Origin of the sequence: Stenotrophomonas sp. STK16_22, from assembly GCF_051984505.1 — a bacterium.
Classification (GTDB): domain Bacteria; phylum Pseudomonadota; class Gammaproteobacteria; order Xanthomonadales; family Xanthomonadaceae; genus Stenotrophomonas; species Stenotrophomonas maltophilia_A.
This window is the reverse complement of sequence record NZ_CP196972.1, coordinates 3,085,990-3,109,814: the sequence shown is the minus strand read 5'-3', so window position 1 is coordinate 3,109,814 and position 23,825 is coordinate 3,085,990. Positions and strand designations below refer to the sequence as shown.

The window sequence follows — 23,825 nt, the reverse complement described above, 5'->3', positions numbered from 1 at the left end:
GGGGAATATGCAAACGCTACCACGGGCCCAGCATTTCCCGATGCTGAATGGGTTACGGGAATGAGCAGGAAATGTGGAGATTCCGTTCAGGCAGCGCATGCTGCAATCTGGTTCGAGAACGTTGCGGATGGTCCGCAAGGAGCAGGTCATGAAAAGCACAACTACAACTGTCCTGGTCGCAGCGGGCGCGCTGCTGGTCGGTGGCATCGCCACTGCCGCCTTCATGAAGAGTGGCGACAAATCGCCCGATTCCATCAGCGCCGGAACCCCCAATGGTGAATCGCGCCTGGTCGATGGCAACGCCACCGACGATGGCGCGCGTGGTGACACTCTCGACCCGACCGCACCGCGTGGGCTGGAATATGCCGATGTGCTGAAGGTCGACCCGATCACCGAGAAGCAGAAGGCCTACGCCACCGTGATCGGCACCGACGCGGTGCGTGAGACCTCCACCACCCAGACCCCGCATGAAGTCTGCCAGGACGTGACGGTGCAGGAGCGCCTGCCGGAACGTGACGGCAACGTCGGCGGTACCGTGGTCGGTGCTGTGGTGGGTGGCCTGCTGGGCAACCAGGTCGGCGGCGGCAATGGCAAGAAGGCCGCCACTGCGGCCGGCGCGGTGGCCGGTGGCTTCATCGGCAACCAGATCGACAAGCGCCATGTGGGTGGCCGCGTGGTCAACCGCACCGAGCGCCAGTGCCACACCGAGACCGCGACCTCCGAGTCGAGCCGCGTCACCGGCTACAACGTGACCTACCGCAACGAGGACGGCACCACCGGCACCATGCGCATGGCCAGCAAGCCGGGCAACCGCATTGCCATGGGTACCAACGACGTGGTGAAGGGGTACAACGTGACCTACCGCTATGACGGCGCCGAGAAGACGGTGCGCATGGACAACAAGCCGGCCAGCGATCGCCTGCCGGTGGTCGACGGCCAGCTGGTCACGCAGACCGCTGCTGCCGGTGCCACGGCGGCCAGCACGCGCCAGTAATCCAGACGCAGCATGCAGTGCCTGACGGGCCGGCTTATGCCGGCCCGTTTCGTTGCAGCCGGCGAAATTCATCCGCGCGGGGCGCGAATCCACCATCATGGACGCTTCCTTCGACATGGAGCCGGCATGAGCATCTTCGACCTGCGCATCGAAACCGAGCGCCTGATCCTGCGCCCGCTGCTGCGCGAGGACTACGAACCGTATCTGGCGTTCTGCGCTGATGAGGAAACGATGCGCACCCTCGGTGGCGTGCAGCCGCCGTCGGTGGCCTGGCGCGGTTTCTGCAGCCTGGCCGGTGCCTGGCAGCTGTTCGGCTTCTCGATGTTCAGCGTGATCGAGAAGTCCAGCGGTGACTGGATCGGGCGGATGGGTCCGTGGCAACCGCAGGACTGGCCCGGTACCGAGGTCGGCTGGGGCATTCGCCATGCCAGCTGGGGCCGGGGCTATGCGCCGGAAGCCGCAGTCGCCGCGATCGACTGGGCATTCGACACGCTCGGATGGGACGAGGTGATCCATACCATCGCCGAGAACAACGACAACTCGCGGGCGGTCGCGCGCAAGCTCGGCAGCACGCTGCTGCGGATGGGGGAACTGCCGCCGCCGTACAACGACAAGCCGATGCAGATCTGGGGCCAGTCGCGCGAGCAGTGGCGGCAGCGCGCGCGCTGAGCCTTGCCCGGTAGTGCCGGCCGCTGGCCGGCAATCGCGTTGCGGCAGATTCGCGCGATTGCCGGCCAGCGGCCGGCACTACCGGGTTGCCATGCTGCACCCGCGCTTGGCATTCATCGGCGCGCTTGCCAGACTGCACGCAGCTGGCCGCCGGCCGGATCCGATGGAGCAGGCGATGGTGGAAGAGCGCGTCCCGTTGACGGTGCATGGCATGTCGGTCTCGGGCAATTGCCACAAGGTGCGCCTGCTGCTGGAGCAGCTCGGCAGCCGCTACCGCTGGGTGGAGGTGGACAGCGCCCATGGCCAGACCCACACCCCCGAATTCCTGGCGTTGAATCCGAATGCCAAGGTGCCGCTGATCGTCCGCGACGATGGCCGCGTGCTGACCGAATCCAACGCGATCCTGTTCTGGCTGGCCGAGGGCACGCCGTACCTGCCCACCGATGGCTGGGAGCGCGCGCAGGCGTTGAGCTGGATGTTCTTCGAGCAGTACACGCACGAGCCGTGCGTGGCGGTGGCGCGCTTCATCCGTGGCTGGACCCCCGCTGATTCACCGCGCCGCGCCGAACTGCCGCGCCTGCACGAGCGCGCCGCCACCGCGCTGGCGGTGATGGAGCAGCACCTGCGCCAGGCGCAATGGTTCACCGGCAACGGATATGGCGTCGCCGATATCGCGTTGTTCGCCTATACCGACGTGGCGGGAGAGGGCGGTATCAGTCTGGAGCCATTCCCGGAAGTGCGTGGCTGGCTGCAGCGCGTGCGTGAACAACCGCGCTTCCTGCCGATGCCGGCCGTGACTGCCGAAGTGCGCTCGCGATTCGAGGCTGCGTGACTCTCACCAGGGTGACCCCCACAGGGTAGCGCCTGGCCAACGCCGGGCGGAATGCAACAACGACACGGAGGGTGTTCGATGTTCGCTGTGGTTCCAGATCCGATTCCTGCACGCATGCGCGTGCTCAACCGCGCCGAAGTGTGCGACGTCAACTTCCTCGATGCGGTGCGTGGCTGGCGCGGCACCCCGCGTCCGCGCCCGGCACCGGATGCGCCGATCCTGCCGGGCAGCACGCTCACTGCCGCAGCGTTTGGCGAGCTGTTCGATTCGCAGCTGGCCAGCCGCCAGCTGGACCTGATGGCACGCGTGCTGCGCGTGCAGAACAAGGTCTTCTACACCATCGGTTCCTCCGGCCACGAGGGCAACGCGCTGCTGGCGCGGGCCTGCCGGCATACCGATCCAGCCTTTCTGCACTATCGCTCCGGTGCCTTCATGGCCGAGCGTTCGCGCCAGGTGCCGGGCATCGATCCGCTACGCGATGCCGCGCTGTCTTTCGCCGCCAGCGCCGATGACCCGGCCAGCGGGGGCCGCCACAAGGTGTGGGGCAGCAAACCGTTGTGGGTGCTGCCGCAGACCTCGACCATCGCGTCGCACCTGCCGAAAGCGCTGGGCACCGCGCTGGCCATCGAGAGCGGCAAGCGCCTGGGGCAGCCGTTGCCGATCCCGGCCGACAGCATCGTGCTGTGCTCGTTCGGCGACGCCTCGGCCAACCATGCCACCGCGCAGACCGCGTTCAACACCGCGATGTGGTCGGCCTACCAGAAGCTGCCGGCGCCGATCCTGTTCGTCTGCGAGGACAACGGGCTGGGCATTTCAGTGAAGACGCCGGAAGGCTGGATTGCCGAGCGCTTCAGCCGCCAGCCGGGGCTCGACTATTTCTTCGCTGATGGTCTCGATCTGGCCACCGGGCACGCCCAGGTGCAGGCGGCGGTGGAGCACTGCCGGCGCACGCGGCGGCCCACCTTCCTGCATCTGCGCACCACCCGCCTGATGGGCCACGCCGGCACCGATTTCGAGGTGGAATGGCGCGCGCTGCCGGAGCTGTGCGCGGCCGAGGCGCAGGATCCGCTGCTGCGCTCGGCGCAGATCGCGATGGAGTCGGGCTGGATGGATGCGGCTGCCATCGAAGTGGCCTACGAAACGATGCGCGCGCGCTGCATGGCCGCGGCGGCGGATGCCGAAGGCCGCCCGACGCTGCAGTCGCTACAGGAGGTGATGGCGCCGCTGGCACCGTACACGCCGGCGGCGGTGCAGGCCGAAGCGCGGCGCGAGGTGCCCGCCGATGCGCGCGAAGCGCAGTATGGCGGTGCGGAGGTCCTGCCCGAGCGGCAGGCACCTCGGCACCTCGCCATCCAGATCAACCATGGGCTGCAGGAACTGCTGGCGAAGTATCCGCAGAGCCTGCTGTTCGGCGAGGACGTCGCGCAGAAGGGCGGTGTCTATACCGTCACCAAGGATCTGCTGCGCCGCTTCGGCCCACGCCGGGTGTTCAACACCCTGCTGGACGAGACCATGATCCTGGGCATGGCGCAGGGCCTGGCCAACATGGGCATGCTGCCGATCCCGGAGATCCAGTACCTGGCCTACCTGCACAACGCCATCGACCAGGTGCGCGGCGAAGCGTGCTCGCTGCAGTTCTTCTCCAATGACCAGTACCGCAACCCGATGCTGGTTCGGGTGGCCGGGCTGGGCTACCAGAAGGGCTTCGGTGGCCACTTCCACAACGACAATTCGATCACCGCGCTGCGCGACATTCCCGGCCTGGTGGTCGGTTGCCCGTCGCGCGGCGACGATGCGGTGATGATGCTGCGCACGTTGGCCGCGCTGGCGCGGGTGGACGGGCGGGTGGCGGTGTTCCTGGAGCCGATCGCGCTGTACATGAGCAAGGACCTGCATGCGCCGGGCGATGGCCAGTGGCTGTTCGACTACCCCGCCCAGGGCCAGGCGCTGGTGCCGGGCGAAGGGCGGGTCTATGCGCCGGAGGCAGGCGACCTGGTGGTCTACACCTATGGCAATGGCGTGCCGATGGCGCTGCGCGCGGCGCGGGCAATCGAGCAGCAGCTGGGCTGGCAGGTGCGGGTGGTCGACCTGCGCTGGCTGGTGCCGCTGGATGCCGGTTTCATCGCCGCGCAAGCCGCCAGCGCCCGGCGCGTGCTGGTGCTGGACGAGGGCCGCCACAGTGGCGGGGTGGGCGAGGGCGTGGTCACCGCCCTGGTCGAGGCCGGCTTCGGCCACCTGCCGCTGCGCCGGGTCTGCGGTGCCGATACCTATACCCCGTTGGCGGGGGCAGCAATGTTCGGGCTTCCAAGCGACAATGCGGTGATTGGCGCCGCCCTTGAACTGGCGCAGGAACCTTGATGCATGTGTGGATTGGCGGGAATGTTGTTGCCGGCGCGGGTGGCGTCGGCCGAGGTGCTGCAGGCGCAGGTCCTGGCCATGGGCGAGGCGCTGCACCACCGCGGGCCGGATGATGGCGGCAGCTGGGTCGATGCCGGGGCCGGCATCGCGCTGGCGCACCGTCGGCTGAGCATTCTCGACCTGTCGCCGCTGGGCCACCAGCCGATGGCCTCGTCCGATGGTCGCTACGTGATGGCTTACAACGGCGAGGTCTACAACTTCGCCGCCCTGCGTGCCGAACTGGAGCCGCTGGGACACGCCTTCCGTGGGCACTCCGACACCGAGGTGCTGCTGGCAGCGATTCTGCAATGGGGCATGGAAGACACCCTGCAGCGCTGCAACGGCATGTTCGCCATTGCGCTGTGGGACCGCCAGGAGCAGTGCCTGTGGCTGGCCCGCGACCGCGTTGGCAAGAAGCCGCTGTACTACGGCTGGGCCGGCGACACGCTGGTGTTCGGTTCGGAACTGAAGGCGCTGTGGCAGCACCCGGCCTTCGACAACGACATCGACCGTGACGCCCTGACCCTGCTGCTGCGGCTGGATTACATTCCGGCGCCGCACAGCATCCACCAGCGTTGCTACAAATTGATGCCGGGCCGCGTGCTGCGCCTGGATGCGGAAGCCGTAGCGGCGGGTGCGGCCGCGCATCGCCCGGAACAGGCGCAGCGCCCGTACTGGGATGCCCGTGCACGCATGCAGGCGGCGCTGGCTGCGCCGTTCCAGGGCCGCATCGAGGAAGCCGAGGAGCAACTGGACGGGCTGCTGCGTGACGCGGTCGCGCTGCGCATGGTGGCCGACGTGCCGGTGGGCGTGTTCCTGTCCGGCGGCACCGATTCGTCGCTGGTGGCCGCGCTGATGCAGGCACAAAGTGGCCAGCCGGTGCACAGCTTCAGTATCGGGTTCACCGGTTCGGGCCACGACGAGGCGCCGCTGGCCAAGGAACTGGCCGCGCATCTGGGCTGCGACCACACTGAACTCTACGTCAGCGGTGCCGATGCGTTGGCGGTGGTGCCGCAGTTGCCGGCGATGTTCGACGAACCCTTCGCCGATGCCTCGCAGGTGCCGACCGCGCTGGTCGCCCGCCTGGCGCGGCAGGGCGTGACCGTGGCGCTGTCCGGCGATGGTGGCGACGAGCTGTTCTTCGGCTATACCCGCTATGTACGCGCGCTGCGCAACTGGCAGATGCTGGGCCGCGTGCCGGGGCCGCTGCGGCGCTGGATGGGCGCGCGCTCCCAGCAGCAGGGCGAGGCCTCGCGTACCGGCGGCCTGGCCGCGCTGTTGGCAGAATCCGGCGCGCGTGGCATCGGTGACGTGTACCGCAACCGCATCTCGCGCTGGCGCGACCCGGCGGCGGCAGTGCCCGGGGCGCAGGCCGCGGGCAGCTTCTACGACCTGGCCGACCCGTTGCACGGTGCCGGCACACCGGCCGATGCGATGATGCTGGCCGATTACGTGACCTACCTGCCGGATGACCTGCTGTGCAAGGTCGACCGCACCTCGATGGCGGTCAGCCTGGAAGCCCGCGCACCGCTGTTGGATTCTCGCGTGGCCGAGTTCGCCTGGTCGCTGCCGCTGGGCTTCAAGCGCAGTGAAACCACCAGCAAGGTGCTGCTCAAGCGCGTGCTGGGCCGCTATGTACCGCAGTCGATGGTGCACCGGCCCAAGCGTGGTTTCGGCGCGCCGGTCAGTGACTGGCTGAAGGGCGACCTGCGGCCGTGGGCCGAAGACCTGCTGCAGCCCGCGCGGCTGGAGCAGGAGGGCGTGCTGTCGGCGGCCGCGGTACAGCCGCTGTGGCAGCAGTTCCTCGGCGGCCAACGCAAGTGGCATACCCATCTGTGGAATGTGCTGATGTTCCAGGCCTGGCAGGCGCATTGGCGGCAGGTGCGCGCTGGCGTGACCGGCGGCTGATCTTCACCGGCCTGCAAGGGCCCGGCGACTAGGCTGGGCCTCCCGCACCGTGAGGAGTATGTCCCGATGTCCGTCCCCACCATCGCCGTGTTCGTCGGCAGCCTGCGCAAGGATTCCTGCAACCGCAAACTGGCCCATGCGCTGGAGAAGATTGCCGGCGACCGTGCGCGCTTCCAGTACGTGCAGATCGGTGATCTGCCGCTGTACGACCAGGACTTCGATGGCCACTATCCGGCGCAGGGTACCCGGCTGAAGGACCAGGTCCGTGCCGCCGATGCGGTGCTGTTCGTGACCCCGGAATACAACCGGTCGGTGCCGGGCGTGCTGAAGAACGCCATCGATATCGGCTCGCGCCCCTACGGTGACAGCGCGTTTGCCGGCAAACCGGCGGCGTTGATCGGCGCCTCCATCGGCCAGATCGGCACCGCCGTGGCCCAGCAGCACCTGCGCAACAGCCTGGCCTTCCTGGACATGCACGTGCTCGGCCAGCCCGAGGCGTTCATTCATTTCAAGGACGGCCTGATCGATGCCGATGGCACGGTCCACAATGAAGGCACGCAGAAATTCCTGCAGGGCTACGTGGACCGGTTCCTGGCGCTGATCGCGGTTCACGTCAAGGGCGATTGACGCCAGCGGTTGCCAGCCCCATCTGCGATAATGTCCGCTCGGGTGCCGCAATGGCGCCCGTCGCAGGCAGTTCGACGCCCCCACGCCAGTCTGGCCAGGCACCGGCGGATATCCCCCGTTTCTCCACGGCTTATCCACAGGCTTGTCCATGGCCGCCGGGGTCGGCGCATGCCTACACTCGTCCGGCCCACTTTCGCAGGAAACACCGCAGCATGTCCGCTCGCCCCGGCTTCCGTTCCAACCGCAGAGAGCGCGGTGAAGGCTTCGATCGCGATCGCGATCGCGATCGCGACGAGTCGCGCATCGACCAGTTGCGGGTACCGCCCCATTCGGTGGAAGCCGAGCAGGCGGTGCTGGGTGGCCTGATGCTGGCCCCGGAGGCCTATGACCGGGTCAATGACCAGCTGACCGAAGGCGATTTCTACCGCCGCGACCACCAGATGATCTATCGCGCGATCCGTGAGCTGTCCGAGCGCGAGCGGCCGTTCGATGCGGTGACCCTGGGCGAGTGGTTCGAATCGCAGGGCAAGATGGAACTGGTGGGCGATGGTGCCTACCTGATCGAACTGGCCAGTACCACCCCGTCGGCGGCCAACATCGTGGCCTACGCCGAGATCGTGCGTGACAAGGCGGTGCTGCGGCAGCTGATCCAGGTAGGTACCGACATCGTCAACGACGGTTTCCAGCCCGAGGGACGAGAGAGCAGCGAGCTGCTGGCCTCGGCGGAAAAGAGCGTGTTCGCCATCGCCGAACAGGGCGCACGCGGCCGTACCGATTTCGTGGCGATGCCCGGTGCATTGAAGGATGCCTTCGAAGAGCTGCGCAGCCGCTTCGAGAACGGCGGCAACATCACCGGCCTGCCGACCGGCTACAACGATTTCGATGCGATGACCTCCGGCCTGCAGCCGACCGACCTGATCATCCTTGCCGCGCGCCCGGCCATGGGCAAGACCACCTTCGCACTGAACATCGCCGAGTACGCGGCGATCAAGTCGAAGAAGGGCGTGGCGGTGTTCTCGATGGAAATGTCGGCATCGCAGCTGGCGATGCGCCTGATTTCCTCCAACGGCCGCATCAACGCGCAGCGCCTGCGTACCGGCCAGCTGGAAGACGAGGACTGGAGCCGCGTCACCAGCGCGATCAAGATGCTGAAGGAAACCAAGATCTTCATCGACGACACGCCTGGCGTGTCGCCGGAAGTGCTGCGCTCCAAGTGCCGCCGCCTCAAGCGCGAACATGACCTGGGCCTGGTGGTGATCGACTACCTGCAGCTGATGAGCGTGCCGGGCAACAGCGAAAACCGCGCGACCGAAATCTCGGAGATCTCGCGTTCGCTGAAGGGCCTGGCCAAGGAACTGCACGTGCCGGTGATCGCGCTGTCGCAGCTCAACCGCTCGCTGGAAACGCGTACCGACAAGCGCCCGGTGATGGCCGATCTTCGCGAATCGGGCGCAATCGAGCAGGATGCGGACATGATCGTCTTCATCTACCGCGACGATTACTACAACAAGGAAAATTCGCCGGACAAGGGCCTGGCCGAGATCATCATCGGCAAGCACCGTGGCGGCCCGACCGGGTCGTGCAAGCTGAAGTTCTTCGGCGAGTACACCCGCTTCGACAACCTGGCCCACGACTCGGTCGGTTCATTCGAATAACCGTAGTGCCGGCCGCTGGCCGGCAACCACCCCACGGCCGGCAAACCATTCGAAACGCCGAACGTCCGTATGTGGCGTGTAAATGACATGTAACGCGACGCTTCTACGATTCCGCCGCTGCTGCCCTTCGACGCCGCCCTTCGGCGTCCAGCGTGCCCAAGGAATCCGCCCCCATGCCGTCCCACGCTCCGCTTCGCCGCAATCTGCTGGCCCTGTTGGTCTGTGCTTCGCTGCCGTCGCTGGCTGCCGCTGAAACCGCCCCCGCCACCGACGCACAGTCGGCCACCACCCTCGATTCGGTCTCGGTGATCGGCCGCGGTGAAGCGCGCCAGGTGCAGCGCGTGACCGCCGAGGACATGAAGGTGCTGCCGCCGGGTGCCAATCCGCTGAAGCTGCTTGCAACCAAGCCGGGCGTGCATTTCGAATCGGCCGATGCCACCGGCGCCTACGAATGGTCCACCACCATCAGCCTGCGTGGCTTCAACCAGAACCGCCTGGGCTACACCCTCGATGGCATCCCGCTGGGCAACATGGCCTATGGCAACAGCAACGGCCTGCACATCAGCCGCGCGGTGATCAGCGAGAACCTGGGCGGTGCGGAGGTCTCCACCGGCATCGGCGCACTGGGTACGCCGTCCACCAGCAACCTCGGCGGCGTGTTCCAGTTCTACTCGATCGATCCGTCCACCGAGTATGGGGTCGTGCTGGCACAGAGCTTTGGTAGTGACAGCGCACGCCGCAGCTATGCACGCCTCGATACCGGCGAGCACCAGGGCTTTGCCGCCTACCTGTCCGGCGTGTATTCGGAAGGTGACAAGTGGAAGGGCAAGGGCTCGCAGGAGCTGAAGCAGTTCAACGGCAAGGCCACCTACAACTTCGGAACGGACAGCAGGATCACCGCGCTGTTCAACGCCTCGCGCCGGGTCGAGGCCGATTACCAGGATCTGTCGCTGGAAATGATCGATCGCCTCGGCTGGGACTGGGACAACTACGCGCCGGACTGGGATCGCGCCGTCGCCGCCGCACGCGGCAGATTCAGCGGCGGCGTCAACAGCCCGTGGGATGCGTACTACTCCGGCCACGGCCTGCGCAATGATGACCTGTCCAGCATTGCCGGCGATTTCGGCCTGAACGAGTCGATGCGCTTGAAGGTCAACGTCTACAACCACAGCAACCGTGGCCAGGGCCACTGGTTCAGCCCGTCCAATCCGTCGAACCCGGGCACCAGCCGCGAGATTCCGATCTCGATCCGCACCACCGAGTACGCGATCGACCGTACCGGCGTGACCTCGGCGTTCACCTGGAACGTCGGTGGCCACGAACTGGAAGCCGGCCTCTGGTACGAGGACAACGGCCACAGCGTGCAGCGCAACTTCTACTACATCGACGGCCCGATCACCGACGACTTCTTCCTGCGCAACCCGGACCAGCGCGTGTGGCACCAGCGCTACACCACCATCACCCGCCAGTTCTACGTGCAGGACCGCTTCCGCCTGTTCGATGACCGACTGACCATCGACATCGGTGCGAAGTCGCCGCACACCCGCACCAGCGTGCGCACGCCGCTGGGCAGCTATGCCAACAACAGCAGCCTGACCTCGAAGAAGGGCCTGCTGCCGCAGGCCGGCTTCAACTTCAAGCTCAACGAAGGCAACGAGATCTTCGGTTCGTTCGCCAAAAACGTCGCCGCCTATGCGCTGGGCGTGGGCAGCCCGTTCAATGTGCCGCAGGCCGCCTTCGATGCCAGCGCGAAGAACCTGAAGCCGGAACAGTCGCGCACCATCGAGCTGGGTTGGCGTGGCTACGGCCGCGGCTATGAAGCCTCGGTGGCGGTGTACGACGTCAAGTTCGACAACCGTCTGCTGGCCATCGCCCAGTGCGTGGGCATCCTCGGTTGCCCGGCGCTGTTCTCCAACGTCGGTTCGGTGACCAGCCGCGGCGCCGAGGCAACCCTGCAGCTGAAGCCGATGCAGGACCTCACCTGGTCCAACGCGCTGTCCTGGAATGACAGCACCTATGACAACGACTACGTGAACAACGGCGTGGTGCCGACCCGTGGCAAGAAGACCGTCGATACCCCGGAATGGATGTTCGCCAGCACCCTGGCGTGGACCCCGGGCCCGTGGGACCTGCGCCTGGCCGCCAACCATGTCGGCAAGCGCTACGTGACCTATACCAACGATGTGTCGGTGCCGAGCTACTGGCTGGTCAACGCCTCGGCGGCCTATGACTTCGGCAAGCTCGGCCCGGCGCAGAACCTGACCGTAGCGCTGAACCTGACCAACCTGACCGACAAGCGCTACCTGTCCTCGATCAACACCAATGGCACCTACGCCGCTGACCCGACCCGCAGCCTGGCGACCATGCAGGTCGGCGCGCCGCGCCAGGTGATGGCCACCGCCACCGTGCATTTCTGATGCGCGGGCCTGTCGATCCGGAAAGCCGTCGTCGCCTGCTGCGCATGGCGTGGCAGGGCACGGGGGCGGCGATCGCGCTGGCGGCGATGCCGGGGCTGGCCACGGCCGGCCCGCGGCCGCGGCTGGGGCGCGATCCGTTCACCCTCGGCGTAGCCGCTGGCGATCCGGATCCGCAGGGCGCGGTGCTCTGGACGCGGCTGGCCCCGGACCCGCTCAACGGTGGTGGCATGCCATCGCGGGCGGTGCCGGTGCGCTGGTTCGTGGCCGAAGACCCGGGCATGCGCCGGTTGGTGCAGCGGGGCGTTGCCGCAGCGGTGCCCGAGCTGGCCCATTCGGTGCACGTTGAGGTCAATGGCCTGCGCCCGGGCCGCGACTATTACTATCGTTTTGCCTGCGACGGCGACGAGGAAAGCGTGGTCGGCCACTTCCGCACCGCGCCGCTGCTGGACACGCAATTGCAGCAGTTGCGGCTGGCCCTGTGCACCTGCCAGGCCTGGAACAGCGGCTACTATCCGGTGCTGCGCGATATCGCCCAGAGCGATATCGACCTGGTGCTGCATGCCGGCGACTACCTGTACGAGTACAGCCCGCTGCAGAACGCACGTGGGCGCGCACTGGATGCCGAGCGCTTCAGCGGCGAGACCGTCAGCCTGGACCGCTACCGCGACCAGTATGCGCTGTACAAGCTCGATCCGGATCTGCAGGCTGCGCACGCCGCGCATGCGTTCGCGGTGATCTGGGATGACCACGAGGTGCAGAACGATTATTCCGGCATCCATCCGGAGAAGGCTGGTGTATCGGCCGAAGACTTCATCGTGCGTCGTGCCGCCGCCTACCGCGCGTTCTACGAACACCTGCCGATGCGCAGTTCGCCGGCGGGCAATGGTGGCCTGCGCGTACACCGGCGGCTGCGTTATGGCGATCTGGCACAGCTGACCCTGCTCGATTGCCGCCAGTTCCGCCCGGCCAATCCCTGTGGCGTGGGCGAGTCGCCACGCTGTGATGCTGCACTGGACCCGCGCATGAGCATGCTCGGCACGGGCCAGGAGGCGTGGTTCGCGCAGTCGATGGCGGCCGCGCAGGGCACGCGTTGGAACGTGGTGGTGCAGCAGCTGCTGATGGCGCAGCTGCGGCTGGACGGCGGCACGCCACGCGAGCGCTTCTGGAATGACGCCTGGGATGGCTATCCTGCCGCACGTAACCGGTTGCTGCAGACGATGCAGGCGGGCGGGCAGGGCAATGCCATCGTGTTGGGTGGTGACTGGCATTCCACCTTCGTCAACGATCTGAAGCTGGATTTCGACGCGGCCAGTGCGCCGGCCGTCGCCACCGAATTCATCGCCCCGGCGATCAGCAGCGGCGGCGACGACACGCCGTACGGGCCGTACTACGGGCCGTCGATACCGCAGAACCCGCACATCCGCTACTTCGACGGTGACCGCCGTGGCTGGTGGAAGCTGCAGCTGAACCGGCAGACCGTGGATGCGGAACTGCGCTTCGCCGACAGTGTGCTGCGTGCGGACGCTGCGGTTCGCACCGCGGCGCGTTTCCAGGTGACCCACGGCCGCCCGGGCGCGGTCCCGGTGTAAATCCCTGCGGTTGTGCCGGCCGCTGGCCGGCAACCTCCTGAATCTCCGGTTTCCCCGCAATCGGTTTCATCGCCCCCAGCCCCGGTTTCGTCGCAAACCGTTTGCGGGTGGCCAGGGCGGGGCGCCAAGGTGTCCGCAGGCGGCAGGGTGCCGCCCCAAGGAGACCGTGATGAAGACCCTGTTCGCGCTCGGTGTGTGGTGCCTGCTGTTCGTGCTGTGCTGGCCGCTGGCGATCCTCGCCCTGATCGCCTGGCCGTTCGTGTGGCTGCTGAGCCTGCCGTTCCGCCTGGTCGGCATCACCTTCTCGGCCCTGTTCGCGTTCCTGCGCGCGCTGTTCATGCTGCCGGCGCGCCTGCTCGGTGGCCGGGCGGTGGCTGCATGAGGACGGTGCTGCTGGTGGCGCTGGCATTGCTCGCGGGGCCGGCACTGGCCACACCTCCAGCGCCACCCTCGGTGTGGCTGGAACGCCAGCAGACTGCTGCGGCTGACGAGGCAAATGCTGCAGCGGTCTCTGTGCAGAAAGCCAAGGAGCGCTGCAGGGTCGCGAAGGAATGGAAGGTCGGCGAGACGGTTGTGCAGCACCGGGTCTGTGAGGATCCACCAAAGAAGCCGGCTGGAAAGGTGTAGCGCCGAGCCTGTGCTCGGCCACACATCACGCGGCCTCCGCGCGCAGCGCCGCCTGCACGGCCGGTCGTGCGTTGATCCTGCGGGCATAGGCAGGCAGCGCCGGCCACACCGCCAGATCGATGGAGAAGAAGCGGCACCAGCCCAGCACCGTGAAAAGATAGGCATCGGCGACGCTGAAGTCGGGCCCCATCAGGAAGTCCTGCGTTGCCAACGTCTCCTGCAGCAGGTCGAAACGCTTGAACAGCTTCTGCCGGAAGAAGGCCTTGGCCGCTTCCGGCAGATCCGCGTTGAACAGCGGCGTCGAGCCGGCGTGGATCTCGCTGGTCACGAAGTTCAGCCATTCCTGCAGTCGTACCCGCTCCCAGCTGCCGACCGGCGGGGCCAGCCCGCATCCGGGTTTCAGGTCGGCCAGGTACTGGACGATGGCCGGGCCTTCGGTCAGCACCTTCCCGTCATCCAGTTCCAGCGCCGCGACATAGCCTTTGCGGTTGATGGTGCGGAAATCGCGGCCATCGGCGGTCTGTTTGCTGGCGTTGTCGACCTTGACCAGCTCGAAGGGGAGGCCAAGTTCACGTAGCACGATATGGGGCGACAGCGAGCAGGTGTAGGGCGCGTAGTACAGCTTCATGGAGGGTCTCGAGGGAGAAAGGACGGCCGGGTCAGCCGGTGCGAGGCAGTCTGCTGTGCGAGCGGTATCCGGTAAAATCAATCTTCGATTTTTCTCCCATAAGCTGGGCTACTGCCTGTCATGATGAATCTTGCCCACTGGCGCCTGCTGGTTGCGGTGGCCGACGAGGGAACCATCTCGCGCGGCGCTGACCGGGTCGGCATCAGCCAGTCCGGTGCCAGCCAGGCCCTGGCCCAGCTGGAGTCCTCATTGGGGTTTGCGGTGTTCGTGCGCGAGCGGCGTCAGGTCGAGATCACTGCGCTCGGGCAGCGGGTGATCGAACACGCACGCATCATGCTGGGCGGCCTGCAGGCGATCCGTGCGTTGGCCGATGACAGCCAGGGGTTCAGTGGTGCACGCATCCGCCTGGCGACCTTCCCGTCACTCGTTTCCAGCGTGCTGCCAGCGCTGCTGCGGGATTTCCAGCGCCGCCACCCGGGCATCGAGGTGGTGATCGTGGAGGGTACGGACGAGGAGGTCGAGTGCTGGCTCGAATCGGGCACGGTCGATGTCGGCGTGGTGATGAACCCCGCTGCAGATCGCGCGCCGTTGATGCTGGGCAGCGACGGGTGGATGGCGGTGCTCGCGCAGGCGCATCCGCTGGGGCGCCGCGCCACCGAAAGCGGGGTGGCCTTGAGCGAGCTGGCGGGCGAACCCTTCATCCTTGCAACAGGGGGCTGTGCGGTGAACGGTCAGCGCCTGATGGCGGACGCTGGTCTACAGCTGAGCGACGTACGGGTGACCGTGCGCGACTGGGCCAGCGCGTGCGTGCTGGCGCGCGAGGGACTGGGCGTCTCGCTGGTACCGGAATCGACATTGCCGGACGATCTCCACGGCCTGCGCGTGCTGCCGGTGAAGCCGGCCATCCGTCGATTGTTTGGCCTGGTCTGTTCGCCGGCGGGTCGCGCATCGCGTGCAACGCAGGTCTTCATGCGGGAGCTGGCCACGGCCGTTGCGGGCAGTGCGTCAGGATCAGCGTGAGCCCGCTACCGGCGGGGAGCCGGAGCGGGCGTGCGTCAAGCTGCCCGCCAGGGGTGCGGGCAACAAAAAACCCCGCCGAGGCGGGGTTTTTTGTCTGCAGGCGCGTGCCGACCAACGGTCGGCACCTACCCGGATGCAGATCAGTTCGCCTTGTGGATGGCGCGCTTGCTGACCGCCATCGCTGCGTCGTGGATCACTTCCGACAGCGACGGGTGGGCGTGGCAGATGCGGGCCAGGTCATCGGCCGAGCCGCTGAACTCCATGGTCAGCACGCCTTCGTGCACCAGCTCGGAGACGTTGGCGCCGACCAGGTGCATGCCGAGGATGCGGTCGGTCTCGGCATGGGCCAGGATCTTCACGAAACCTGCCGGCTCGATCATCGCCACGGCACGGCCGTTGGCGGCGAACGGGAAGCTGCCGGCCTTGTACGGAATGCCTTCGGCCTTCAGCTGGGCTTCGGTCTTGCCGACCCAGGCCAGTTCCGGCTCGGTGTAGATGACCCACGGAATGGTGTCGAAGTTGACGTGGCCGGGCAGGCCGGCGATCAGCTCAGCCACCGCGATGCCTTCCTCGAAGCCCTTATGCGCCAGCATCGGGCCGCGCACGCAGTCGCCGACCGCCCACACGCCGTTGACGCCGGTGTGGCAGTGCGCGTCGACTTCGATCTGGCCGCGCTCGTTGATCTTGACGCCGGTGCCTTCGGCCAGCAGGCCCTTGGTGGCGGCGCGACGGCCAACGGCCACCAGCAGCTTGTCCACGGTCAGGGTCTTTTCGCCTTCGCTGTCGGTGTAGGTGACAACGACTTCCTTCTTCTTGCCCTTGCCGGTGATCTCGGTCTTGGAGACCTTGGCACCGAGGCGGATGTCCAGGCCCTGCTTCTTGAATTCCTTGGCAGCGGTCTTGGCCACTTCGGCGTCGGCCACGGCCAGGAACTCCGGCAGTGCTTCCAGGATGGTGACTTCAGCGCCCAGGCGCTTCCACACGCTGCCCAGTTCCAGGCCGATCACGCCGGCACCGATCACCGCCAGGCGGTTCGGCACTTCGGTGAAGTCCAGGCCGCCGACGTTGTCGACGATGGTCTCGCCGTCGAACTTGGCGAACGGCAGTTCGATCGAATCCGAACCGGCCGCGATGATGACGTTGGTGCCCTTCAGCTCGACGATGGAACCGTCATGCTGGGTGACCTTGACCACATTGCCCGGCTGCAGTTCGCCGAAGCCGTAGTAGGCGGCGACCTTGTTGGCCTTGAACAGCATGCCGATGCCGCCGGTGAACTGCTTGACGATCTTGTCCTTGCGGCCAACCATCGCCTCGACGTCGATCTTGGCATCCTTGAAGCTGATGCCGTGGTCGCCAAAGATGTGGCCCATGTTCCAGAACTGGCGCGAGGAATCCAGCAGCGCCTTGGACGGGATGCAGCCCACGCGCAGGCAGGTGCCGCCCAGGGCCGGCTTGCCGTCCTTGCCCAGCGCTGCGTCGATGCAGGCGGTCTTCAGGCCCAGCTGTGCCGCGCGGATGGCAGCGTGGTAACCGGCCGGGCCGGCACCGATGACGACGACGTCGAATTGTTCAGCCATTGAATTATTCCTTGATGCATTACCAGAACCCCTCCGCGCAGGCGCGGAGGGGCGGGAGGTGTCTTACAGGCCGAACAGCATGCGGCCCGGGTTTTCCAGCTGGTTCTTGATGTCCACCAGGAACTGCACCGAATCCTTGCCGTCGATGATGCGGTGGTCATAGGACAGCGCCAGGTACATCATCGGCGCGATCACGACCTGGCCGTTCTGGGCGATCGGACGCTCCTTGATGGCGTGCATGCCCAGGATGGCGCTCTGCGGCGGGTTGATGATCGGGGTCGACAGCAGCGAACCGAAGGTGCCGCCGTTGGTCACGGTGAAGGTGCCGCCCTGCAGTTCTTCCAGGCTCAGCTTGCCGTCACGCGCCTTCTTGGCGTAGTCGGCGATGGTCTTCTCGATGTCGGCGAACGACATGCGCTCGACGTTGCGCAGGACCGGGGTGACCAGGCCCTTCTCGGTCGAGACGGCGATCGAGATGTCCGAGTAGCCGTGGTAGATGATGTCGTCGCCATCGATCGAGGCATTGACCAGCGGGAAGCGCTGCAGCGCGTTGGCAGCGGCCTTCACGAAGAAGCTCATGAAGCCCAGCTTGATGCCGTGGGCCTTGACGAACTCGTCCTGCAGCTCCTTGCGCGCCGCCGACACCTTGGACAGGTCGACTTCGTTGAAGGTGGTCAGCATGGCGGTGGAGTTCTTCGACTCCATCAGGCGCTCGGCGATGCGCTTGCGGATGCGGGTCATCGGCACGCGCTCTTCCGGACGTGCGCCACCGGCCTTGCCGGCGCCGCCGTTGCGGGCGAAGTTGACGATGTCTTCCTTGGTCACCGCGCCGCGGCGGCCGGTGCCGTCGACGTCGGCCGGGTTCACGCCTTCGGTGATGGCGGTGAAGCGGGCGCCCGGCGGCAGCGCGTCGGCGGCCGACTTGGCGGCCGGAGCCGGAGCGGCAGCAGCAGCCGGAGCCGCAGCGGCCGGCGCGGCCTCGGCCTTCTTCTCTTCAGCGGCCGGAGCCGGGGCAGCGGCCACGGCGCCTTCTTCGATGATCGCCACGACCTGGCTGGAGGTCACGGTCGAGCCTTCGGCGAACTTGATTTCCTTGAGCACGCCGTCGACCGGCGACGGCACTTCCAAGACGACCTTGTCGGTTTCCAGGTCAAGCAGGTTTTCGTCGCGCTTGACGGCGTCGCCCACCTTCTTGTGCCAGGTGGCGATGGTGCCGTCGGCGACGGATTCGGGCAGTACCGGGGCTTTGACTTCGGTGGCCATTGCGGGAGCTTCCTGGTTTGTCTTCTAAATAGGGGGAGGATTATTCAGCGAACGTGTCGTTGAACGGGTTGACGAGTGCATCGGCGACCAGCTGCTGCTGTTCGCGGACGTGGTCAGCCATGTGACCGGCAGCCGGCGAAGCCGAACGTGCGCGACCGGCGTAGTGCAGGTTCTGGCCATCGGCCAGGCAGAACTGCAGATGGTGGCGGATCTGGTACCACGCACCCTGGTTCTGCGGTTCTTCCTGCGTCCACACCACGTCGGTGGCCTTGCCGTACTTCTTCAGTTCGGCGGCCAGCAGCGCACGCGGGAACGGATACAGCTGCTCCACGCGGATGATCGCCACATCGTCCTGGCCACGCTTGGTCTGATCTTCCAGCAGGTCGTAGTAGACCTTGCCGGAGCACAGCACCACGCGCTTGACCTTCTTGGCATCGGCATTGGCATCGCCGATCAGGTGCTGGAACTCGCCGTTGGCCAGTTCGTCCAGGGTCGACACGGCCAGCTTGTGGCGCAGCAGCGACTTCGGCGACATCACCACCAGCGGCTTGCGGGTGGTCAGGTGCAGCTGGCGGCGCAGCATGTGGAAGGCCTGTGCCGGGGTCGACGGCACCACCACCAGCATGTTCTCCAGCGCACACAGCTGCAGGAAGCGCTCCAGGCGCGCCGAGCTGTGTTCCGGGCCTTGCCCTTCATAGCCATGCGGCAGCAGCAGGGTCAGGCCGGAAATGCGGCCCCACTTGGCTTCACCGGCGGCGATGAACTGGTCGATCACCACCTGGGCGCCGTTGGCGAAGTCGCCGAACTGGCCTTCCCAGATGCACAGCGTGTTCGGATCGGTGGTGGAGAAGCCGTACTCGTAGGCCATCACCGCTTCTTCGCTCAGCAGCGAATCGATGACGGTGGCCTTTTCCGGCGAATCCACCAGCTGCCGCAGCGGCATGTAGTAGTTGTCGGTCTTCTGGTCGTGCAGGATCGCGTGGCGGTGCGTGAACGTACCGCGGCCGACGTCCTGGCCGACCAGGCGCAGTGCATGGCCTTCGTCGAGCAGGGTGGCGTAGGCCAGGTTCTCGGCAAAGCCCCAGTCGCCCGGGATCTCGCCGGCGGCCATCTTGCGACGGTCGTCGTAGACCTTGGCCACGCGCGAGTGCAGCTGCACTTCGTCCGGCACGGTGTTGATCAGCTTGGCCAGCTCGACCAGCTTGTTCTTCTCGACCTTGGTCGAGACCGGGTCGGACAGCTTGCCTTCCAGCAGCTTCGGCCAATCGACGAACAGCGGGCTGCTCGGCGGGGTCTTCTCGACCTTGGCCAGCTCGGTGGTCACTTCACCGGCGTCCAGCTTCTCGCGGTAGGCATCGACCATCGCCTTGCCGGCGCCGGCGGCGATCACGCCCGCCTTTTCCAGCTGCTCGGCGTACATCTCGCGGGTGGTGGCGTGCTTGCGGATCACCTGGTACATCAGCGGCTGGGTGATTGCCGGCTCGTCGGCCTCGTTGTGGCCCCAACGGCGGTAGCACATCAGGTCGATCACCACGTCCTTGGCGAACGTCTGGCGGAACTCGAAGGCCAGCTGTGCGGCAAACACCACCGCTTCCGGATCATCGCCGTTCACGTGCAGCACTGGGGCGGCGATCATCTTCGCCACGTCGGTGGCGTAGCGCGTGGAGCGCGTATCCAGCGGGTTGGAGGTGGTGAAACCGACCTGGTTGTTGACCACAATGTGCACGGTGCCGCCGACGGCGAAGCCGCGGGCCTGCGACATCTGGAACAGCTCCATGACCACGCCCTGGCCGGAGAAGGCCGCGTCGCCGTGGATCAGGATCGGCATGACCTGCTTGCGCGCGGTGTCCTTGCGGCGCTCCTGGCGCGAACGCACGGAACCGGCCACAACCGGGTCGGCGATTTCCAGGTGCGACGGGTTGAACGCCAGCGCCAGGTGGACCGGGCCGCCGTCGGTGGCGACGTCGGCCGAGAAGCCCATGTGGTACTTCACGTCACCGGCGGAGGCGTGCTCGTCGTGCTCGAACTTGCCTTCGAATTCGTCGAACAGCTTGCGCGGGTTCTTGCCCAGGGTGTTGACCAGCACGTTCAGGCGGCCGCGGTGGGCCATGCCGATCACCACGTCCTTGACGCCATCCTTGCCGGCGCTGCGGATGATGGTATCCATCATCGGGATCAGCGAGTCGCCGCCTTCCAGCGAGAAGCGCTTCTGGCCGACGTACTTGGTGTGCAGGTAGCGTTCCAGGCCCTCGGCGGCGGTCAGGCGCTCCAGGGTGCGGCGCTGGGTGTCAGCGTCCAGCTGGTAGTTGCCACCGGCAGCTTCCAGCTTCTTGTAGATCCACTGGCGCTGCTCGACCTCGGAGATGTGCATGAACTCCGCACCGATCGAGCCGGTGTAGGTCGCCTTCAGGCGCGCCAGCAGGTCGCGCAGCTTCATGCGCGGCTGGCCACCGACGCCGCCGGTGCTGAATTCGCTGTTGAGGTCGCCATCGGACAGGCTGTGGAACGGCAGGCCCAGGTCCGGGGTGTTGACCGGCGTGGTCAGGCCCAGCGGGTCCAGGCGGGCGTCCAGATGGCCGCGCGAGCGGTAGGCGGTGATCAGACGACCGACATTGCGCTCACGCTCGTCGCCCGCACCGTTGCCGGTGCCGGCTTTCAGCGCATCCTTGGCCGCGTCCGCAATGTGGGAGATGACGGCCGAGTGCGGAATGTCACCTGCTTCGCGGCCCTTGAAGCCGTCGAAGTAGGTTTTCCATTTGGGATCGACACTATCCGGGGAGACCAGGTACTGCTCGTACAGGTCCTCGACATAGGAGGCGTTGCCGCCGGCGAGTTGCGAAGATTGCGCAAACTGCTTCAGTTGATTGTCCACGATGGAGGGTGTTGATTCGCTTTGTGGGGTATGGCTTCAGAAGGACCCGGCAGGAAGATGAATAGCCCTGCGCGGGCGCGTTCAAACAGCCAAATTGTACCCCCAACCGGACACGAAGGGGCGCCGCCCGAGGCATCGCAGGTCCACCGGTGCCGCTTCCAGACAGGTTGGGGCAGCCCGCTCCGCTCAGAGGCCGAGCGCGCGAAGTTCGCTGCAATCGCGCGAACGGTCCCAGACACGCTGCAATTGCTGCTCGAACGGCTGCGAACGTGCCGGTAGCGCGATGCCGGCCTCGCCGTCGAGGCGGTGGCCGATCAGACGAAAGTAGAAGTCGCCGGCGTCGTTGAGCATGCACGCCGAGGCCAGCGCACGGTCGATCGGGTCGCAGACCTCGCGGATCTGGATCACGCTGGGCAGGCGCTGGGCCAGCGCCAGCAGGGGCGCTCCGGCCGAGGCGATCGCCGCCGCATCGTGCACGATCACCCGCAGCTGCTTGTCGTGGCGGGCGGTGACGAATCGGCGCAGGGCGGCCTGTATCGGGGGCGCGTCGAGCAGCCCGGGCTCCAGCTGGCGGCTGTGCAGCCACAGCTGGCGACGGGCGCGGTGGATGATGGCCGTGGTGATGGCTACTGCCTCGGCGCGGCTGTCGATGGCGCTGGCCGCGCCCAGCCGGCGGCGCATCTGCTGGTGGCCGATGCCGGCCTCCTCGAACACCTCGCCTTCGGGCAGAAAGCCCTGGCGGGCATAGAAGTCACGGGCGGGCAGCTGGGCATGCAGATGCAGCTCGGCCAGGCCGAGCCGGCGCCCGGCTTCGACCAGTGCCGCCAGCAGGGCCTCGCCGACCCCACGGCTGCGATGGCTGGCCAGCACCGCCATGCGGCCGATGCGGCCATCCGGGGCCAGCCGGCCCGTGCCGACCGGCTGGTTGTCACTGTCCAGCGCCAGCACATGGGCACTGACCGGGTCCAGCGCATCGCGTTCCAGCTCGGCGGCGATGCCCTGTTCCTGCACGAACACGCGTTGGCGCACCTCGTGGATGGCTGCGTGGGCATCGGCGTGGCTGACCTGCTGGACCCGGATCATGGCGATGGCTCAGGCCCGGCCGGCGCTGTCGTCTTCCTCGTCGTCCTCGAAGTTGACGATGACCTCGATGCCGTCGTCGTGCACGGTCACGGAGTGGACATCGTCGGACACCGCATCGGCGTCGATCGCATCCACGCGGTCGCGGCCTTCGACGACCTCGCCGAGCACCACGGCATCCTCGCCGTCGTCCTCGTCTTCGGCCTCGTATACCTCATTCGGGTCGATCAGCTGGAACACCCCGCCGACCAGCAGCTGCTGGACCACGGCACGGCCCTTGTCGGACAGGCCGCGATAAGCGGCGGCGTCCAGCTGTTCGGTGCCAGCCAGGCGCTGCGCGTCCTTCACCGGCAGCGCGAAGTCCTGGCCGCTGACATACAGGCTGGCGCCACGCTTGGCCCGGCGCCAGGCCAGGCGGGCCCACGGGTGGCGCTGCAGCAGCAGGCCCGAGGCCAGGGCCTGGACCACTTCTTCCTGTGCCGGTGCGGCCTGGTGGGCCATCACTTCGCCGGCCGCGCGGTAGGTGGTGATGAAGCGGCCGAACCAGTCGCCCAGCTTGTCCGGGTCGTTCATGCGGATGGCGTTGAGCGCGGTGATCACCCGCGCCATCGCCACCGTGTCGATTTCGTTCGGGTCGGCCGGCACCTTCAGGTCGGCATCCTGGTAGCGGATGTTCTCGTCGGCATCGGCGATCAGGGTGTCCAGGTAGTCGCTGATCAGCTCGGCCGAAGACGGCGCGCGCATGCCGAACGAGAATGTCAGGCAGGGATCTTCGGCGACGCCGTGGTGCGGCACGTTCGGCGGCAGGTACAGCATGTCGCCCGGCGCCAGCACCCAGTCGTGGGTCGGCTTGAACACCTTCAGCAGTTTCAGTTCCACGTCCGGGCGGAAGCCCAGCGGCGGCTGCTTGCCCTTGATCGATTCGCTGGCATCGATCTGCCAGCGGCGATGGCCATGGGCCTGCAGCAGGAACACGTCGTACTGGTCGACGTGGGCGCCGACCGAGCCGCCGGTGGCGGCGAAGCTGATCATCACGTCATCCATGCGCCAACGCGGCAGGAAGCTGAAGTGCTCGATCAGGGCGCGCACGTCCGGGTCCCACTTGTCCACGTCCTGCACCAGCAGGGTCCAGTCGTGGTCGGGGAGGGCGGGGAACACGTCTTCCTGGAATGGACCGGTGCGCACGCGCCAGCCGTCCTGGGTCTTGTCGTGCTCGATCAGGCGTGCCAGCACGCCTTCCTCGCAGGCCAGCCCGGCCAGGTCTTCCGGCTGCACCGGGGTCTGGAAATCCGGGAAGGCGTTGCGGATCAGCAGCGGGCGTTTCTGCCAGAAATCGCGCAGGAAGGTGGCCGACGCCATGCCCAGCGGCTGGCCGGGGCGGGCGGTGACTTCGATGAGGGGGGCGGAGGACTTGCGGGCAGCCATGGGGGAATCCTTGCAGCGGAAAGCGGGAGGGGCGGCGCGGCGGGCCGCCTGAGTTCTCCATTGTCCGCCGTTCGTGGGCATTGCGCACGTGCGCGGGTTTGTCGCGGGGGTTCCGGCCAACGGCGGAGCCCCTCGTGGCGGGGTCTGGTCGCGTAAAGCGCTCGCTTCATGGGCTGGGCCGGGCGGGGTGGGTTCGCGGGACACGCCGTAAACCCATCCATGGGGGCTCGATGGCGCCATCCATG

Annotated in this window: 18 protein-coding genes; 12 read left to right on the top strand and 6 right to left on the bottom strand. The window is 66.9% G+C overall.

The features are described from left to right. Positions 1-148: 148 nt before the first annotated feature. The 11 genes from ACSYAO_RS14555 (at position 149) to ACSYAO_RS14505 (ending at position 13,715) form a co-directional block, all read left to right on the top strand. Positions 149-994, top strand: coding sequence for a glycine zipper 2TM domain-containing protein (locus ACSYAO_RS14555; protein WP_032129667.1), 846 nt, complete (start codon positions 149-151; stop codon positions 992-994). A 126-nt stretch (positions 995-1,120) separates the two neighbouring features. Further along, positions 1,121-1,663: a GNAT family N-acetyltransferase gene (locus tag ACSYAO_RS14550; protein WP_032129637.1), complete on the top strand. Its 543-nt coding sequence runs from the start codon at positions 1,121-1,123 to the stop codon at positions 1,661-1,663. A 175-nt stretch (positions 1,664-1,838) separates the two neighbouring features. Next, positions 1,839-2,495, top strand: a complete 657-nt coding sequence (locus ACSYAO_RS14545; protein WP_032129666.1) for a glutathione S-transferase family protein — start codon at positions 1,839-1,841, stop codon at positions 2,493-2,495. 78 nt (positions 2,496-2,573) lie between these two features. After that, positions 2,574-4,853, top strand: coding sequence for a thiamine pyrophosphate-dependent enzyme (locus ACSYAO_RS14540; RefSeq protein WP_149909199.1), 2,280 nt, complete (start codon positions 2,574-2,576; stop codon positions 4,851-4,853). Between the two features lie 3 nt (positions 4,854-4,856). Next, positions 4,857-6,800 (top strand): asparagine synthase (glutamine-hydrolyzing), encoded by a 1,944-nt coding sequence (gene asnB, locus ACSYAO_RS14535; RefSeq protein ID WP_149909200.1) that lies wholly within the window; start codon positions 4,857-4,859, stop codon positions 6,798-6,800. 66 nt (positions 6,801-6,866) lie between these two features. Beyond that, complete coding sequence (locus ACSYAO_RS14530) at positions 6,867-7,427, top strand: NADPH-dependent FMN reductase (protein WP_149909201.1); 561 nt, start codon at positions 6,867-6,869, stop codon at positions 7,425-7,427. Between the two features lie 212 nt (positions 7,428-7,639). After that, the gene (locus ACSYAO_RS14525; protein WP_149909202.1) at positions 7,640-9,082 is read left to right on the top strand and encodes a replicative DNA helicase; all 1,443 of its coding nucleotides are present in this window, start codon (positions 7,640-7,642) and stop codon (positions 9,080-9,082) included. A 173-nt stretch (positions 9,083-9,255) separates the two neighbouring features. Further along, positions 9,256-11,499, top strand: a complete 2,244-nt coding sequence (locus ACSYAO_RS14520; protein WP_149909203.1) for a TonB-dependent receptor family protein — start codon at positions 9,256-9,258, stop codon at positions 11,497-11,499. Beyond that, positions 11,499-13,088, top strand: a complete 1,590-nt coding sequence (locus ACSYAO_RS14515; RefSeq protein WP_149909204.1) for an alkaline phosphatase D family protein — start codon at positions 11,499-11,501, stop codon at positions 13,086-13,088. The genes ACSYAO_RS14520 and ACSYAO_RS14515 overlap by 1 nt, the downstream gene beginning before the upstream one ends. A gap of 169 nt (positions 13,089-13,257) precedes the next feature. Beyond that, the gene (locus ACSYAO_RS14510) at positions 13,258-13,470 is read left to right on the top strand and encodes a hypothetical protein (protein ID WP_010486834.1); all 213 of its coding nucleotides are present in this window, start codon (positions 13,258-13,260) and stop codon (positions 13,468-13,470) included. Next, a complete protein-coding gene (locus tag ACSYAO_RS14505) occupies positions 13,467-13,715 on the top strand; it encodes a hypothetical protein (protein WP_049460552.1) in 249 nt (82 codons plus the stop codon). Before ACSYAO_RS14510 ends, ACSYAO_RS14505 begins: the two co-directional genes overlap by 4 nt. 25 nt (positions 13,716-13,740) lie before the next feature. Here ACSYAO_RS14505 and gstA read toward each other — a convergent pair whose 3' ends face one another. After that, the gene (gstA, locus tag ACSYAO_RS14500; RefSeq protein WP_149909205.1) at positions 13,741-14,343 is read right to left on the bottom strand and encodes a glutathione transferase GstA; all 603 of its coding nucleotides are present in this window, start codon (positions 14,341-14,343) and stop codon (positions 13,741-13,743) included. A gap of 120 nt (positions 14,344-14,463) precedes the next feature. Between gstA and ACSYAO_RS14495 the strand changes: the two genes are divergently transcribed. Beyond that, positions 14,464-15,363 (top strand): LysR family transcriptional regulator, encoded by a 900-nt coding sequence (locus ACSYAO_RS14495; RefSeq protein ID WP_149909206.1) that lies wholly within the window; start codon positions 14,464-14,466, stop codon positions 15,361-15,363. 140 nt (positions 15,364-15,503) lie between these two features. Here the strand turns inward: ACSYAO_RS14495 and lpdA are convergent, their stop codons facing one another. The 5 genes from lpdA to ACSYAO_RS14470 form a co-directional block, all read right to left on the bottom strand. After that, positions 15,504-16,940 (bottom strand): dihydrolipoyl dehydrogenase, encoded by a 1,437-nt coding sequence (gene lpdA / locus ACSYAO_RS14490; RefSeq protein WP_008264626.1) that lies wholly within the window; start codon positions 16,938-16,940, stop codon positions 15,504-15,506. Positions 16,941-17,003: 63 nt separating this feature from the next. After that, the gene (gene sucB, locus ACSYAO_RS14485) at positions 17,004-18,203 is read right to left on the bottom strand and encodes a dihydrolipoyllysine-residue succinyltransferase (protein ID WP_008265271.1); all 1,200 of its coding nucleotides are present in this window, start codon (positions 18,201-18,203) and stop codon (positions 17,004-17,006) included. A gap of 40 nt (positions 18,204-18,243) precedes the next feature. Then, positions 18,244-21,075, bottom strand: coding sequence for a 2-oxoglutarate dehydrogenase E1 component (locus ACSYAO_RS14480; protein WP_006453251.1), 2,832 nt, complete (start codon positions 21,073-21,075; stop codon positions 18,244-18,246). Positions 21,076-21,261: 186 nt separating this feature from the next. Beyond that, positions 21,262-22,158, bottom strand: a complete 897-nt coding sequence (locus ACSYAO_RS14475) for a GNAT family N-acetyltransferase (RefSeq protein WP_149909207.1) — start codon at positions 22,156-22,158, stop codon at positions 21,262-21,264. Positions 22,159-22,167: 9 nt separating this feature from the next. After that, positions 22,168-23,580, bottom strand: coding sequence for a ribosomal protein uL16 3-hydroxylase (locus ACSYAO_RS14470; protein WP_149909208.1), 1,413 nt, complete (start codon positions 23,578-23,580; stop codon positions 22,168-22,170). Between the last annotated feature and the right edge of the window lie 245 nt (positions 23,581-23,825).